Source organism: Sinorhizobium sp. GQ132 (genome assembly GCF_059758575.1).
Genome location: NZ_JCAXDX010000008.1, coordinates 120,859 through 135,024, shown reverse-complemented (window position 1 = coordinate 135,024; position 14,166 = coordinate 120,859). Strand labels below are relative to the sequence as shown.

At 63.3% G+C, this 14,166-nt stretch carries 10 protein-coding genes; 6 read left to right on the top strand and 4 right to left on the bottom strand.

What is annotated here, in order from left to right; translation table 11 throughout:
- The first annotated feature begins 228 nt into the window (after positions 1 to 228).
- Positions 229 to 1,386 (top strand): OpgC family protein, encoded by a 1,158-nt coding sequence (locus AC6CIG_RS20660; RefSeq protein WP_127710432.1) that lies wholly within the window; start codon positions 229 to 231, stop codon positions 1,384 to 1,386.
- Between the two features lie 190 nt (positions 1,387 to 1,576).
- Here the strand turns inward: AC6CIG_RS20660 and AC6CIG_RS20655 are convergent, their stop codons facing one another.
- Positions 1,577 to 3,334 (bottom strand): glucan ABC transporter ATP-binding protein/ permease, encoded by a 1,758-nt coding sequence (locus tag AC6CIG_RS20655; protein WP_018098745.1) that lies wholly within the window; start codon positions 3,332 to 3,334, stop codon positions 1,577 to 1,579.
- 377 nt (positions 3,335 to 3,711) lie between these two features.
- Here AC6CIG_RS20655 and AC6CIG_RS20650 point away from each other — a divergent pair, with 377 nt between their 5' ends.
- Together AC6CIG_RS20650 and pyc are read left to right on the top strand one after the other, a co-directional pair.
- A complete protein-coding gene (locus AC6CIG_RS20650) occupies positions 3,712 to 4,452 on the top strand; it encodes a helix-turn-helix transcriptional regulator (protein ID WP_003535227.1) in 741 nt (246 codons plus the stop codon).
- Between the two features lie 131 nt (positions 4,453 to 4,583).
- A complete protein-coding gene (pyc, locus tag AC6CIG_RS20645) occupies positions 4,584 to 8,042 on the top strand; it encodes a pyruvate carboxylase (protein WP_127711417.1) in 3,459 nt (1,152 codons plus the stop codon).
- A 15-nt stretch (positions 8,043 to 8,057) separates the two neighbouring features.
- On the opposite strand, the gene AC6CIG_RS20640 is transcribed toward pyc, so the two are convergent.
- The 3 genes from AC6CIG_RS20640 to AC6CIG_RS20630 form a co-directional block, all read right to left on the bottom strand.
- Entirely contained in the window at positions 8,058 to 8,819 is a 762-nt protein-coding gene (locus AC6CIG_RS20640; protein WP_100672677.1) for an amino acid ABC transporter ATP-binding protein, read from the bottom strand.
- Positions 8,816 to 9,496 carry an amino acid ABC transporter permease gene (locus AC6CIG_RS20635; protein WP_003535752.1) on the bottom strand — a complete coding sequence of 227 codons (681 nt, stop codon included), beginning with the start codon at positions 9,494 to 9,496 and terminating at the stop codon, positions 8,816 to 8,818. Before AC6CIG_RS20635 ends, AC6CIG_RS20640 begins: the two co-directional genes overlap by 4 nt.
- Before the next feature lie 145 nt (positions 9,497 to 9,641).
- A complete protein-coding gene (locus tag AC6CIG_RS20630; protein ID WP_498323683.1) occupies positions 9,642 to 10,415 on the bottom strand; it encodes an amino acid ABC transporter substrate-binding protein in 774 nt (257 codons plus the stop codon).
- A 252-nt stretch (positions 10,416 to 10,667) separates the two neighbouring features.
- Here AC6CIG_RS20630 and AC6CIG_RS20625 point away from each other — a divergent pair, with 252 nt between their 5' ends.
- The 3 genes from AC6CIG_RS20625 (at position 10,668) to ispG (ending at position 14,161) form a co-directional block, all read left to right on the top strand.
- Positions 10,668 to 11,465, top strand: a complete 798-nt coding sequence (locus AC6CIG_RS20625) for a DeoR/GlpR family DNA-binding transcription regulator (RefSeq protein ID WP_164867005.1) — start codon at positions 10,668 to 10,670, stop codon at positions 11,463 to 11,465.
- Positions 11,466 to 11,537: 72 nt separating this feature from the next.
- Positions 11,538 to 12,728 carry an MFS transporter gene (locus AC6CIG_RS20620; RefSeq protein WP_164867006.1) on the top strand — a complete coding sequence of 397 codons (1,191 nt, stop codon included), beginning with the start codon at positions 11,538 to 11,540 and terminating at the stop codon, positions 12,726 to 12,728.
- A 179-nt stretch (positions 12,729 to 12,907) separates the two neighbouring features.
- The gene (gene ispG / locus AC6CIG_RS20615) at positions 12,908 to 14,161 is read left to right on the top strand and encodes a flavodoxin-dependent (E)-4-hydroxy-3-methylbut-2-enyl-diphosphate synthase (protein WP_018097436.1); all 1,254 of its coding nucleotides are present in this window, start codon (positions 12,908 to 12,910) and stop codon (positions 14,159 to 14,161) included.
- The last annotated feature ends 5 nt before the right edge of the window (positions 14,162 to 14,166 follow it).

The following is a 14,166-nucleotide window of genomic DNA, read 5'->3' as shown; positions in this document are numbered from 1 at the left end:
TCGAACGACCCAAAGCAATCGTGATCCGATCCAACAAGTCGAGCGGAATGCAGGGCGCAAAACGGTACACACTTTTCCTCATTCCGCTCGGAGGCAAGGCCGGCTTTTCTTTGCCGTGCCAGGTTCGCCATTCATTCATGGCGTCGGCGCCGCCCGCATCGGGCCGGCACGGCGGCGCCGGTTTCAACAGGGGTGGGGCGGGGCGCCAAATCCCGGATATCAACGCGCATGCTGCAGAAGACCTTTGAGGGCGGCAACGATCAGAGAGGGGTCGCCCCTCCGGTGCCGACCGGACGCGACACACGCCTCGACGTTTTTCGGGCACTTTGCCTGCTGACCATCTTCGTCAACCATGTACCGGGCCAGTATCTCGAATATCTGACCCACAAGAATTTCGGTTTTTCCGATTCGGCAGAGGCCTTCGTGCTGATTTCCGGCCTGTCGGTGGGGGCGGCTTATTCCGGCAAGTTCCTGGCCGGCGGCCGGCTCGCCCTCACGCTGAAAATATGGCGGCGCGCCCTGGCGCTCTATGTCGCGCACATCATGACGAGCGTGGTGACGCTTGCGATCTTCGCCGGCGGCGCGCTCTATTTCGGCCGTCAGGAGCTGATCGGCGAGATCAACATCCGGCCGATCGTCGAGCAGACGGAGCAGGGGATCGTCGCCATGGTGCTGCTCGGGCACCAGCTCGGCTACAACAACATTCTGTCGATGTATGCGGTGCTGTTCCTGCTGCTGCCCGGCTTTCTGTGGCTGAATGCCGTGCGCCCCAGATTGCTGTTCGCGTTCTCCGCGACGCTCTGGCTCGCTGCCGGCTGCTTCAAAATGGTGCCCTATAACTTTCTCGACGACGGCTACTGGTTCCTCAATCCCTGGTCCTGGCAGTTCCTGTTCGTGATCGGCATTCTGTGCATGAGCCATGTGCGGCGGGGCGGGAGTCTCCCGCGGAGCCCCTGGCTTCTCGGACTGTCCGTCGCCTATCTCGCGATTTCCGCCTTCTGGGTGCTGTTTTCCTGGTGGAACATCGATCTCTCCTTCGGCCTGCCTGCGGTGTTGACCGGCTTCGACAAGACCTTCCTGTCGCTGACGCGGCTGCTGCATGTGCTGGCGCTCGCCTATATTCTCGCAACCGTCCCTGTCTTCAGCCGGCTGACGCGAGTGGGGAGCAACCATCCATTGGTGATGATCGGGCGCCATTCGCTTGCCGTCTTCATTTTCGGGACGATCCTCGCAATGGCGGGCCAGGTGCTGCTTCTCGTCACCGACCGGGACCGGATCATCGGCACGATCTTCGTCATCGGCGGCATCGGCCTGCACTTCGCCTATGCCTATTACCTCGAATGGCTGAAGGAGGTCTCCGTGGCGCCGCCGCTGAAGGCGGCGTGAGGGACCCTTATCGGCACGCCGGAAGGAGAGGCGCCCCTCCCGGCGCGGCCGTATATCACAGTCCGCGCAACGCTTCGATGAATTTGCCCTTGCGCTCATGACGCTCGCGGATCTCGCGACCTTCCCGATCACATAGAAATGCCCCGGAATCCGGGGCATTTCGTTGTAGATCCGGTGATCGGTGAGGCGATTACGCCGCCGTAAGGCTCTTGCGGACATCCTCGTCCGTGAGGATACCGCTGGCGCGAAGCAGTGCCGCGAAGCGGCCGTTGCTCTGGCTGAGTTCGTGGAAGCCGCCCATTTCCACGATCCGGCCCTGATCCATAAAGATGACCAGATCGGCTTCCCGCACCGTCGACAGGCGGTGGGCGATGATGAAGGTCGTCCGGTCCTTGCGCAAGGCGTCGATGGCATCCTTGACGCGGGCCTCGGTCTCGACGTCGAGCGCGCTGGTCGCCTCGTCGAGCACCAGGATCGGCGCGTTCTTCAGGATCGCGCGGGCAATCGCGACGCGCTGGCGTTCGCCGCCCGACAGCCGGTTGCCGCGTTCGCCGACGACCGTGTCGTAGCCGTTGAGGCGGTCCTCGATGAAGTCGCTCGCGGCGGCTGCCTCGGCGGCTGCCATCACCTCGTCCAAAGAGGCGTCGTCACGGCCGAGGCGGATATTTTCGCCGATCGAGCGGTTCATGAGGCCGGCATCCTGGAAGACCGTGGCGATCGACCGGCGCAGCGATTTGCGGGTGACGGTCGCGATGTCCACGCCGTCGATCAGGATCTGGCCATGCTTCGGCTCGTGGACCCGCTGCAGGAGGTTGACGAGCGTGGTCTTCCCGGCACCGGTCGGGCCGACGATGGCGATCGTCTGGCCGGCCTTCGCCTTGAACGAGACGTTGCGCACGCCTTGGGCGGAGTTTGCGAAGTCGAAGGAAATGTCCTTGAATTCGACCTCGCCGACGACACCCTTCAGTTCCCCGGCATCGGACGGTTCCTCGCGGTCCTGCACGGAATCCTCGAGCTGGAAGAAATCTTCGAGTTTGGCGCGCGCTTCGAAGATCTGGGTGGCGAAGGCCTTCATCTGGTCGAGGCGGCCGATCAGCAGATTGGCGAAGCCGATGAACGCGATCACCTCGCCGACGCCGAGCTCGCCGCGCTGCACCAGAACGGTGCCGATGACGAGGATCGCCATCATCGAGATGGTCGAGGCAATACGGTTGAGGCCGCTCGCCAAAGCCCACCAGTCGAGCACCGGATACTGGGCCGACAGCAGGCGCTGCGTGAACTTCTTCAGCTCGCGCGTTTCAGCTTCGATGCGGTTGTAGCTGTGAACCACCGAAACGTTGCTGATCGAGTCGGATACGTGCGAGAAGACCGTGTGGTAATGGCCCTCGACGGCAGCCTGACCCTCCTTCGTGCGGCTCATCACGACCTTGCTGATCATCACATAGGCAGCACCGAGCACGACGAGGATGAGCGACAGACGGACGTCCATGGCAAAGGCGGTCGGAATGAGAAGCACGAGCGCCACTGCCGTCGCCAGATGCTGCCGCATGAATTCGAGCCAGAGACCGAAGAGCGTCTCGCAGGCGCGCAGCAGCGTATGCAGCGCATTCGAAGTGCCGCGCTGGCTGTGCCAGGAGAGAGGCATCGAGACGATCCGGCCGAAGGCTTCGGTCAGGAGCGAAGCGCGGCGACCGTGGGCGAGACGGTCCGCCTCGCGGGAAACGAGCACGAAGGCGATCGTATTGAAGACGCCGAAGCCCGCCCACAGGAGCAGCATCGGCGCGACGTCCTTCTGTGAGGAGATCGCGTCGATGATTCGGCCGAACAGAATCGGCTCCGCAATGGTGATGGCAGCCAGGACGATATTGGCTATGACGATCGCCCCGACGCGAAACTTGTGGACAGCAAGATACTGAAGCGCTCTTGCATACACCTGAAACAAGGACACTGTCTCACCCCTTTCGGGTATCGGAATTTCGCCGCAACGGCACGAAGCGGCGATGCGTTGCGTCTTGAACCGACGGCAAGATGATCTTCATCCACCTTGCGTGCCGGCAAAGCCGCGGGTGACGGCCTTTGCGTTCTTCCCAAAAAACGCGGTAGACGGGGCGGATCAGCGAGAAGGATCATCCGATACCATGGGAGGGTTGGCGGGATGATCCATCGTTAGCTATCTTGATGCCTCGACTCCGAGTTTTTGCAGGTTTCCTGCAAGACCGGGCGTGATATGAAGAATTATCGCGGTTGCAACATGAATGGCTTCTGAACGGCGTATTCATATGGCCTGGCGGGTTGCGCGGCGCGTTTTTGATTCGAGGATGCTCTATGAATATTACGTTGCTCGTACAGTTTCTGGCGCTACTGGAAGAGATGAAGACGCGCGAGGAGATCCTGCCCGAGTTCGAGCGCCTGCTCGACCGGTGCGGTTTCGACTTCTACGGCATCGTGCGTCAGCCGAAACCGCACGAGAATCCGCTGAGACTTCTTCTGGCCGGACGCTGGCCGGAGGGCTGGCCGCAGATCTACATCCGCAAGAAATACGTCGTCATTGATCCGACTATTCGCTTCCTCGGTCATGCCCAGCGCGGCTTCCGCTGGCGCGACACGCTCGTGGCCTTCCGCTCGGACCCGCACCGCAAGCGCATGGAAAGCATGATGGTCGAGGCCCGCAATCACGGCCTCTTCGACGGCTATATCTTTCCGGTGCACGGCCGGCGCGGACTCATGGGCAACCTGACCGTGGGCGGCCGGGTGGTCGATCTGAGCCCGGTGGAGTTGAGCCTTTTCGACGCCATCGCCAAGCGGCTGTTCTGGAAGCTGCTCGAACTCACCGATCCGGAGATCATGGCGGAACTCGTCTCGCGCGTCGAAGTCCAGATGACGCGGCGCGAAATGGAGGCGCTCCACTATCTCGCCGACGGCATGACATCGAACGACATCGGCAAGGTCCTCGACATTTCCAGCCACACGGTCGACTGGTACATGAACGGCATCCAGGAAAAGTTGAAGGCGAAGAACCGGCATCACGTCGTGGCGATCGCCTTCCGCCTGGGACTGATCTCCTGACGACCCGTGCTCCTGACCGAATGGGTCAGCATTCGTGTCGCATCTGAAATTGCGCTTCATTCCTTGACTCGCTAATAGTTCTTTTCGCGGGTGCAGCATTCCCGCGTGTCCAAGTCTATGAGGAGTCCGACTTGTCCATTTCCAAGATCCTTGTTGCCAACCGTTCCGAAATCGCCATCCGCGTCTTCCGCGCGGCCAATGAGCTGGGGCTTAAAACGGTCGCGATATGGGCTGAGGAGGATAAGCTGGCGCTGCACCGCTTCAAGGCGGACGAGAGTTATCAGGTCGGACGCGGGCCGCACCTTCCCCGCGACCTCGGGCCGATCGAGAGCTACCTGTCGATCGACGAGGTGATCCGCGTCGCCAAGCTGTCCGGCGCCGACGCCATACACCCGGGCTATGGCCTGCTCTCCGAAAGCCCGGAATTCGCCGAAGCCTGCGCTCAGAACGGCATCACCTTCATCGGGCCCAAGCCGGAGACGATGCGCCAGCTCGGCAACAAGGTCGCGGCCCGCAACCTGGCGATCTCGATCGGCGTTCCGGTCGTACCGGCGACCGAGCCTCTGCCGGACGATCCGGAAGAGATCAAGCGACTGGCCGAGGAGATCGGCTATCCGGTCATGCTCAAGGCGTCCTGGGGCGGCGGCGGCCGCGGCATGCGGGCGATCCGCGACCCCAAGGACCTGATCCGCGAGGTGACCGAGGCCAAGCGCGAGGCCAAGGCCGCCTTCGGCAAGGACGAGGTCTATCTCGAAAAGCTGGTCGAGCGCGCCCGGCACGTCGAAAGCCAGGTCCTCGGCGACACGCACGGCAACGTCGTCCATCTTTTCGAGCGCGACTGCTCGATCCAGCGTCGCAACCAGAAGGTCGTGGAGCGGGCGCCGGCGCCCTATCTCGATGATGCGCAGCGCCAGGAACTCGCGGATTATTCGCTGAAGATCGCCCGGGCGACCAACTATATCGGCGCCGGCACCGTCGAGTATCTGATGGATTCCGACACCGGCAAGTTCTACTTCATCGAGGTCAATCCGCGCATCCAGGTCGAGCATACCGTCACCGAGGTCGTAACCGGCATCGACATCGTCAAGGCGCAGATCCACATTCTCGACGGCTTCGCCATCGGTGCGCCGGAATCGGGCGTGCCGCGCCAGGAGGACATCCGCCTCAACGGCCATGCGCTGCAGTGCCGCATCACCACGGAAGACCCGGAGCAGAACTTCATTCCGGATTATGGCCGCATCACCGCCTATCGCGGCGCCACCGGCTTCGGCATCCGCCTCGACGGCGGCACGGCCTATTCCGGGGCGGTGATCACCCGTTACTACGATCCGCTGCTCGAGAAGGTCACCGCCTGGGCGCCGAACCCGGGCGAAGCGATCCAGCGGATGATCCGTGCTCTGAGAGAATTCCGCATCCGCGGCGTGGCGACCAACCTCACCTTCCTCGAGGCTATCATCAGCCACCCGAAGTTCCAGGACAACAGCTATACGACGCGCTTCATCGACACGACGCCGGAATTGTTCCAGCAGGTCAAACGCCAGGACCGCGCCACCAAGCTTCTCACCTACCTCGCCGACGTCACCGTCAACGGCCATCCCGAAGTCAAGGGCCGGCCGAAGCCCTCCGACGATATCGCCGCGCCGGTCGTGCCGTTCATCGGCGGCGAGGTGAAGCCCGGTACGAAGCAGCGCCTCGATCAGCTCGGCCCGAAAAAATTCGCCGAATGGGTCAAGGCTCAGCCGGAGGTGCTGATCACCGACACGACGATGCGCGACGGCCACCAGTCGCTGCTCGCCACCCGCATGCGCACCTACGATATCGCCCGCATCGCCGGCACCTATGCGCGGGCGCTGCCGAGCCTCTTCTCGCTCGAATGCTGGGGCGGCGCGACCTTCGACGTGTCGATGCGCTTCCTGACAGAGGACCCGTGGGAGCGGCTGGCGATGGTGCGCGAGGGTGCGCCGAACCTCCTCCTGCAGATGCTTCTGCGTGGGGCCAACGGCGTCGGCTACAAGAACTATCCGGACAATGTCGTCAAATATTTCGTCCGACAGGCCGCGAAAGGCGGCATCGACGTCTTCCGCGTCTTCGACTGCCTGAACTGGGTCGAGAACATGCGCGTCGCGATGGATGCGGTGGCCGAAGAGGACAGGATCTGCGAGGCCGCGATCTGCTATACCGGCGATATCCTCAATTCCGCCCGGCCGAAATACGACCTGAAATACTATACGGCGCTCGCCGCCGAGCTGGAAAAGGCCGGCGCCCATATCATCGCCGTCAAGGACATGGCCGGGCTATTGAAGCCGGCCGCCGCCCGGGTGCTGTTCAAGGCGCTGAAGGAAGCGACCGATCTGCCGATCCATTTCCACACCCACGACACTTCGGGCATTGCGGCGGCGACCGTGCTCGCGGCGGTCGAATCCGGCGTCGACATCGTCGATGCGGCGATGGACGCGCTCTCCGGCAACACCTCGCAGCCCTGCCTCGGCTCGATCGTCGAGGCGCTGTCCGGCTCGGACCGCGACCCGGGCCTCGATCCGGAATGGATCCGCCGCATCTCCTTCTACTGGGAGGCGGTACGCCATCAATATGCGGCCTTCGAAAGCGACCTCAAGGGTCCGGCTTCGGAAGTCTATCTGCACGAGATGCCGGGCGGCCAGTTCACCAATCTGAAGGAACAGGCCCGCTCGCTCGGCCTCGAGACCCGCTGGCACGAGGTGGCGCAGGCCTATGCCGACGCCAACCGGATGTTCGGCGATATCGTCAAGGTGACGCCGTCTTCCAAGGTCGTCGGCGACATGGCGCTGATGATGGTCTCCCAGGATCTGACGGTCGCCGATGTCGAGAATCCGGGCAAGGACATCGCCTTCCCGGAATCGGTCGTCTCCATGCTCAAGGGCGATCTCGGCCAACCGCCGGGCGGCTGGCCGGAGGCGCTGCAGAAGAAGGCGCTCAAAGGCGAAGAGCCCTATGACGCCCGTCCGGGCTCGCTTCTCGAAGACGCGGATCTCGACGCCGAGCGCAAGGGCATCGAGGAGAAGCTCGGCCGTGAAGTGACCGATTTCGAGTTCGCCTCCTACCTCATGTATCCGAAGGTCTTCACCGATTATGCGGTGGCCTGCGAAACCTACGGCCCCGTCAGCGTGCTGCCGACGCCCGCCTATTTCTACGGTATGGCGCCGGGTGAGGAACTCTTCGCCGACATCGAAAAGGGCAAGACGCTCGTCATCCTCAACCAGGCGCAGGGCGAGATCGACGAGAAGGGCATGGTCAAGATGTTCTTCGAATTGAACGGCCAGCCGCGGTCCATCAAGGTGCCCGACCGCAATCGCGGCGCCTCGGCCGCCGTCCGCCGCAAGGCGGAAGCCGGCAACGCCGCCCATCTCGGCGCGCCGATGCCGGGCGTGATCTCGACCGTCGCGGTGGTCTCCGGCCAATCGGTCAAGGCCGGAGACGTGCTGCTCTCCATCGAGGCGATGAAAATGGAGACGGCGCTTCATGCCGAGAAGGACGGGGTGATTTCCGAGGTGCTCGTCAGGGCCGGCGATCAGATCGATGCGAAAGATCTGCTGGTCGTGTTCGGGGGTTAGGCACCGCCCGATACCTCAAATGTCATAGCTCATCGGCGCGCTCAGCGAGGCGATGAACCGCTTCGTCCGCTCGCGCTCCGGCGTCGAGAAGATCTTGCGCGGGGGACCGCTTTCGACGACGACGCCGCCATCCAGGAAGACGACGTGATCGGCGACGCGGGAGGCGAGGCGAAGGTCGTGGGTGGCCATGATCATCGTGGTGCCTTCCCGCGCAAGGCGGCTCAGGACCTCCACCACTTCTTCCGCCAGTTCCGGATCCAGCGCCGAGGTCGGCTCGTCGCAAAGGAGCACGCGCGGCGAGGGAGCAAGTGCCCGGGCGATCGCGACGCGTTGCTGCTGGCCGCCGGATAGCGTGGCCGGCCAGGCATCCGCCTTATGCGCCATGCCGACCTTCTCCAGCAGCTCGAGCGCCCGGGTGCGGGCCCGGTCGGCCGGCCACTTGAGGACGGTGACGAGGCCTTCCATCACATTGCCGATCGCCGTCTGGTGCGGGAAAAGCTGGAAGTTCTGGAACACCATTCCCGTCTGACGGCGCAGTCTCTGGATCGCCTGCCAGCCGACCTTCCGGCCTTCCGCGAATTCGAGCCGGTCGTCGCCGAGGCGGATTGCCCCCGCCGTCGGGATTTCCAACAGGTTGACGCAGCGCAGCAGCGTGCTCTTGCCGCCGCCGGAAGGTCCGACGAGCGCGGTCACGCTGCCTTCCGCGAGCGAGACGCTGATGTCGTTCAGCACGGTGTTGGTGCCGAAGCGCTTGACGATGTGGGAGAGCTCGATCATGCGCGCGCCTCCAGGAAGCCGCCATAGCGGGCGAAGCGCTGCTCCAGTTTCCCCTGCAGCGCCGAAAGGACGGAACTCATGACAAGATAGATCAGGGCAGCTTCGATGTAGAGGATCAAGGGTTCATAACTGGTGGCGACGATGCGTTGCGCCGTCTGGAAAAGCTCCGGCACCGTGATCGCGGCGGCGAGCGAGGTGTCCTTGACGAGCGAGATGAAGGTGTTCGACAGCGGCGGAACGGCGACGCGGCCCGCCTGCGGAAGGATGGTCCGGCGCATGGCCTGGCTCCAGCTCATGCCGATCGAATAGGCCGCTTCCCACTGCCCCCTCGGAACCGACGAGATCACCGCGCGGATGATTTCGGAACTGTAGGCGCCGATATTGAGCGTAAAGCCGATCAGCGCTGCGGGAAAGGCGTCGAGCAGTATGCCCATGCTCGGCAGGCCGTAGAAGATGACGAAGAGCTGCACGAGCAGCGGCGTGCCGCGGATCACCCACACATAAAACCGGGCCACGGCCGCGAAAGGAGCCGGAGCAAACAGCCGGACGACGGCGGTGACGAGGCCGAGAGCCAGGCCGAGGGTGAAGGAGAGGAGCGTTAGCGGGATCGTGAAGATCAGCCCCGCCCAGAGCAGGGCCGGCAACGAATCCGCCATCAGTTGAAGCCAGTGGGGCAAGGGAGAACCTTTCAAAACGCGCGATCCGTCCCGGATGCCGGGACGGATCGCGATTCATAAGCAGGATGGGGAAAGGTGTGAAGCCCACATCCGTGCAACTTGAAGAGCGGGGGCGGTTGTTCGACCGGTCGCGCTTCCGCAGGCCCTATTTCGAAACGTCGGCGCCGAAATATTTCTGCGAGATCTTCTCATAGGTGCCGTCGGCCTTGATCTCGGCCAGCGCCTTGTTGATCGCTTCGAGCAGCTCCGGCTCGCCCTTGCGGATGATGATGCCCGAATAATCGGCATCGGGCTTTTCGGCGGCGATCTTCACATTCGCATCCGGCTTCTGCTTCTTGAAGTCGAGGAAGGAAAGGCTGTCATTGATGGTCGCGTCGGCCCGGCCCGTCAGCACGAGCTGGATCGACTGGTCGAAACCGTCGGTTCCGACGAGCTCGGCGCCCGAGGCTTGCGCGAGCTTGCCGAAGTTGCTGGTCAGCGACTGTGCGGACTTCTTGCCCTTCAGGTCGGCGAAGTCCTTGATCTCCTCGTCGTCGCCGCGGACGATCAGCACCGCCTTGGAGGCGATATAGGGTTCGGAGAAGTCGTATTTCTTCTTGCGTTCCTCGGTGATGCCGACCTGGTTGATGACCGCGTCGTAACGGCTTGCGTCGAGGCCGGCGATCAGGCCATCCCACTTGCCTTCCAGGAATTCCGGCTTGACGCCGAGGCGCTTGGCGACTTCCTGACCGATCTCGACGTCGAAGCCGACGAGAGCGCCGCTCGCGTCATGATAGGTGAAGGGGGCGTAAGTGCCCTCGGTGCCGATCTTCAGCACGCCTGCGGACTTGACCTCATCCAGGTTCTGCCCCGCCTCAGCGGGAACGAAGGCGGCGAGTTGCAGGAGGGCGGCAGCAAAAAGCGTCGGAAGGAGTTTCATGGTTGTTTCCAGTTCTGGTTCTCCGGCCCGTCATCCGGATTGCAGCGAATTTCGCATAAACCCGCCAGTTTCCAAGCGTATAAAAGACCAATTCCGAACGGTTTCGATGAAGATTTTTCCTCAGATGGCCGATTCCCACCGAAAACGCTGCGGCGTGAAATGTTCCGTTGCGTGCCTGCGGTTTTGCGGCAGGCGGGATTGAAAGCCGTGGTCGGGAGTGATAATCACGTTTCCATCGATTCATGCACGATTATGCACGGTTTCAGGATGTCCATCGATCTGCTGCTGCGAGAGAGAAAGAGTCTGATCCAGGAAAGGCTCAGAACCGAGGGCCGGGTGCTTGCGGCCGATCTCGCGCGCGAATTCGGCGTGTCGGAAGACACGATCCGCCGCGACCTGCGCGAAATGGCCGCCGCCGGCCTTTGCGAGCGCGTCTATGGCGGAGCGTTGCCGGTTGCGCCCGACGCAGGCTCGCTCGTGGGCCGGATATCGCGCGCGCCCGAACGGAAGGCGGCGCTGGCGCGGGTTGCGGTCGCCTTTCTAAGGCCGCGCATGACCGTGTTCCTCGACGCCGGCTCCGCCAATCTGGCGATTGCGCAGGCGATCGGACCGGACCTCCCCGCGACGATCATCACCAATACGCCGCCGATCGCGGCGGCTTTGATGGAGAAGCCGGGCATCGAAGTCATTCTGGTGGGCGGGCCGCTGAACCGCGCTGTCGGCGCGGCGGTCGGTGCGCGGGCGCAGCGCGACGCCGAGCTCTTGCGGCCCGATCTCGCGATACTCGGAACCTGCGGTGCGGATGCCGAAGCAGGGCTGACCGCCTTCCACTTCGAGGATGCGGAATTCAAGCGGCTGATCGCTTCCAGGAGCCGCGCCCTGCTTGCGGCCGTCACGACCGACAAGCTCGGTACCGCTGCGCCGCATCCGGTGGTCGCCATAGACGGTGCCTCCACGCTCGTTCTCGAGGCGGATGCGCCGGAAGCCCATGTCGCGGCCTTCACGGCGCGGGGGGCGAACGTCGTTCTCGCGAAGGAGCCTATCCGGTGATCCGCGAACCCGACGGCAATCTCATCGAAGTCACCAATTGAGCCGGACGATCCGGCAGCGGAAGGTTAACCCATGGATCAGCGTACAGATTCCGCCCAGAAAGCCGTTGGCCGGCAGGGCTATATGTCGAAAAACCGGCTAGCCGTGTCTCTCCTGTTTTTGATGAACGGCTTCGTCACCGGAAGCTGGGCGCCGAAAATCCCGGAGTTCAAGGAGCGCCTCGGCATCGGCGAGAGCGTTCTCGGTCTTCTCATCCTCGGTTTCGGCATCGGCTCGCTGGTGCTGATGCCGATTGCCGGCGGCTTCATCGCCCGTCTCGGCTCGCAGAAGGTGGTCAAGGTCACGGCGATCATCCTTTCACCGCTGCTTCTCCTTCTGACGCTTCTGCCGGATCTGTGGACGGCAGCACTCGGCATGTTCCTGCTCGGCGGCTTCGTCGGCGCGATGGATGTGGCCATGAATGCCAATGCCGTCGAGGTCGAGAAGTCGATGCGCCGTGCAATCATGTCCTCGTGCCATGCCTATTGGAGCCTCGGCGGGCTGATCGGCGCCGGGATCGGCGGCTTTCTGATGGCCCGCTTCGGCGTGCTGCCGCATGCGATCGTCGTCACCTGTCTGTGCCTTGCGATACTTGCGGTTGCCTGGCCGATGATCCTTGCCGACCGGCCGCATCAGGCGGCAACCAAAGAGAAGCTCAGGCTGCCGATGACACCGCTGCCCTGGCTGATCGGCATTATGGCGCTTTTCTCGATGGTGCCCGAGGGCGCCGTTCTCGACTGGGGTGCACTTTATCTGAAGGATGAACTCGGCGCCTCCGTCGAGCTTTCAGGCTTCGGTTTTGCGGCCTTCTCGGCGACCATGGCGGCGATGCGCTTTGCCGGCGATCACGTGCGCGACCGGCTCGGCGCCACTCTGACCTTGCGCATCTGCACCGTGACCGCTCTCGTCGGCATGGTGCTGGCCGGTCTCGCTCCCAATGCCGTTCTCGCGATCCTCGGTTTTGCGCTTGCAGGCATCGGCATTTCCAACATGGTGCCGATCGCCTTTTCGGCCGCCGGCAATATGCCGGGTCTGCAGCCGGGCATCGGGCTGTCGGTCGCGACCACCATGGGCTATTCCGGCATGCTGTTTGCGCCCTCACTGATCGGCTTCATCGCGGAACACAGCGGCTTCGCGATCATCTTCGCCTGCGTTCCCGTGCTGTTCATCGTGGTGCTGCTGCTTTCGCACCACGCCGTTCACGCGGATCATGGCAAGGGGTGATCGTCCTTCGGGCGCAGACCGGCGCAAGCGACTGCTCGCGTAGCCGCTGCCATCAATTCGCCGTCAGCGCGTGATGTTGCCGTTGACAAGCGGGCGTTCCTTCGCCACCTGAAAAGTGAAAGTATCGGGCGGTCCGTGCGCGTTCCGCTCTGCAGCAACGGACCCAAGAAGAGGCCTTCATGTCTTCTGCCTTCGATTTCGAGCCACAGCCGCGCCGCGCCTCGGTCGCCGTCGATGTCGGCGGCGTGATCGTCGGCGGCGGTGCTCCGGTCGTCGTCCAGTCGATGACGAACACCGATACGGCCGATATCGATGCGACGGTGGCGCAGGTGGCCGCACTCCACAAGGCAGGCTCGGAACTGGTGCGCATCACGGTCGATCGCGACGAGAGCGCCGCGGCCGTGCCGAAGATCCGCGAGCGGCTCCTGCGCCTCGGCATGGACGTGCCGCTCGTCGGCGATTTTCATTATATCGGGCACAAGCTGCTCGCCGATCATCCGGCCTGTGCCGAGGCGCTTGCCAAATACCGCATCAATCCCGGCAATGTCGGTTTCAAGGACAAGAAGGACAAGCAGTTCGCCGAAATCATCGAGATGGCGATCCGCTACGACAAACCGGTGCGCATCGGGGTGAACTGGGGCTCGCTCGATCAGGAACTGCTGACGCGCCTGATGGACGCGAACCAGGCGAATGGCTCCCCCCTGACGGCACAGCAGGTGATGCGCGAGACGATCGTGCAGTCGGCGCTTCTCTCGGCGGAACTTGCAGAGGAGCTGGGCCTGCCGCGCAACCGCATCATCCTGTCCGCCAAGGTCTCGGGCGTGCAGGACCTGATCGCCGTCTATGCGATGCTCGCCGCCCGTTCCGACCATGCGCTTCATCTCGGCCTCACCGAGGCGGGCATGGGCACCAAGGGCATCGTCGCCTCTTCCGCCTCGCTCGGCATTCTGATGCAGCAGGGCATCGGCGACACCATCCGCATTTCCCTGACGCCCGAGCCCGGCGGCGACCGCACGCGCGAGGTGCAGGTGGCGCAGGAGCTACTGCAGGTGATGGGCTTCCGTCAGTTCATTCCGGTGGTCGCGGCCTGTCCGGGCTGCGGCCGCACCACCTCGACCGTGTTCCAGGAACTGGCCCAGAAGATCCAGGAGGATATCCGCGCGAGCATGCCGGTCTGGCGTGAGAAATATCCGGGCGTCGAGGCGCTGAAGGTCGCCGTGATGGGCTGCATCGTCAACGGCCCCGGCGAGAGCAAGCATGCCGATATCGGTATTTCGCTTCCTGGAACCGGCGAAATGCCGGCCGCACCCGTCTTTATCGACGGGCAGAAGGCGCTGACGCTGCGCGGACCGAAGATCGCCGAGGACTTTCAGCTTCTCGTCGCCGATTATATCGAGAAACGCTTCGGCCACGGCCAGGCGGCCGCGGAGTGACCAGG

What these genes read in the sequence shown, in the direction of transcription:
- AC6CIG_RS20620 (WP_164867006.1), top strand. Translation starts at nt 11,538, where the DNA reads ATGGATCAGCGTACAGATTCCGCCCAGAAAGCCGTTGGCCGGCAGGGC.
- AC6CIG_RS20625 (WP_164867005.1), top strand. Translation starts at nt 10,668, where the DNA reads ATGCACGGTTTCAGGATGTCCATCGATCTGCTGCTGCGAGAGAGAAAG.
- AC6CIG_RS20650 (WP_003535227.1), top strand. Translation starts at nt 3,712, where the DNA reads ATGAATATTACGTTGCTCGTACAGTTTCTGGCGCTACTGGAAGAGATG.
- AC6CIG_RS20640 (WP_100672677.1), bottom strand. Translation starts at nt 8,819, where the DNA reads ATGATCGAGCTCTCCCACATCGTCAAGCGCTTCGGCACCAACACCGTG.
- AC6CIG_RS20660 (WP_127710432.1), top strand. Translation starts at nt 229, where the DNA reads ATGCTGCAGAAGACCTTTGAGGGCGGCAACGATCAGAGAGGGGTCGCC.
- AC6CIG_RS20630 (WP_498323683.1), bottom strand. Translation starts at nt 10,415, where the DNA reads ATGAAACTCCTTCCGACGCTTTTTGCTGCCGCCCTCCTGCAACTCGCC.
- ispG (WP_018097436.1), top strand. Translation starts at nt 12,908, where the DNA reads ATGTCTTCTGCCTTCGATTTCGAGCCACAGCCGCGCCGCGCCTCGGTC.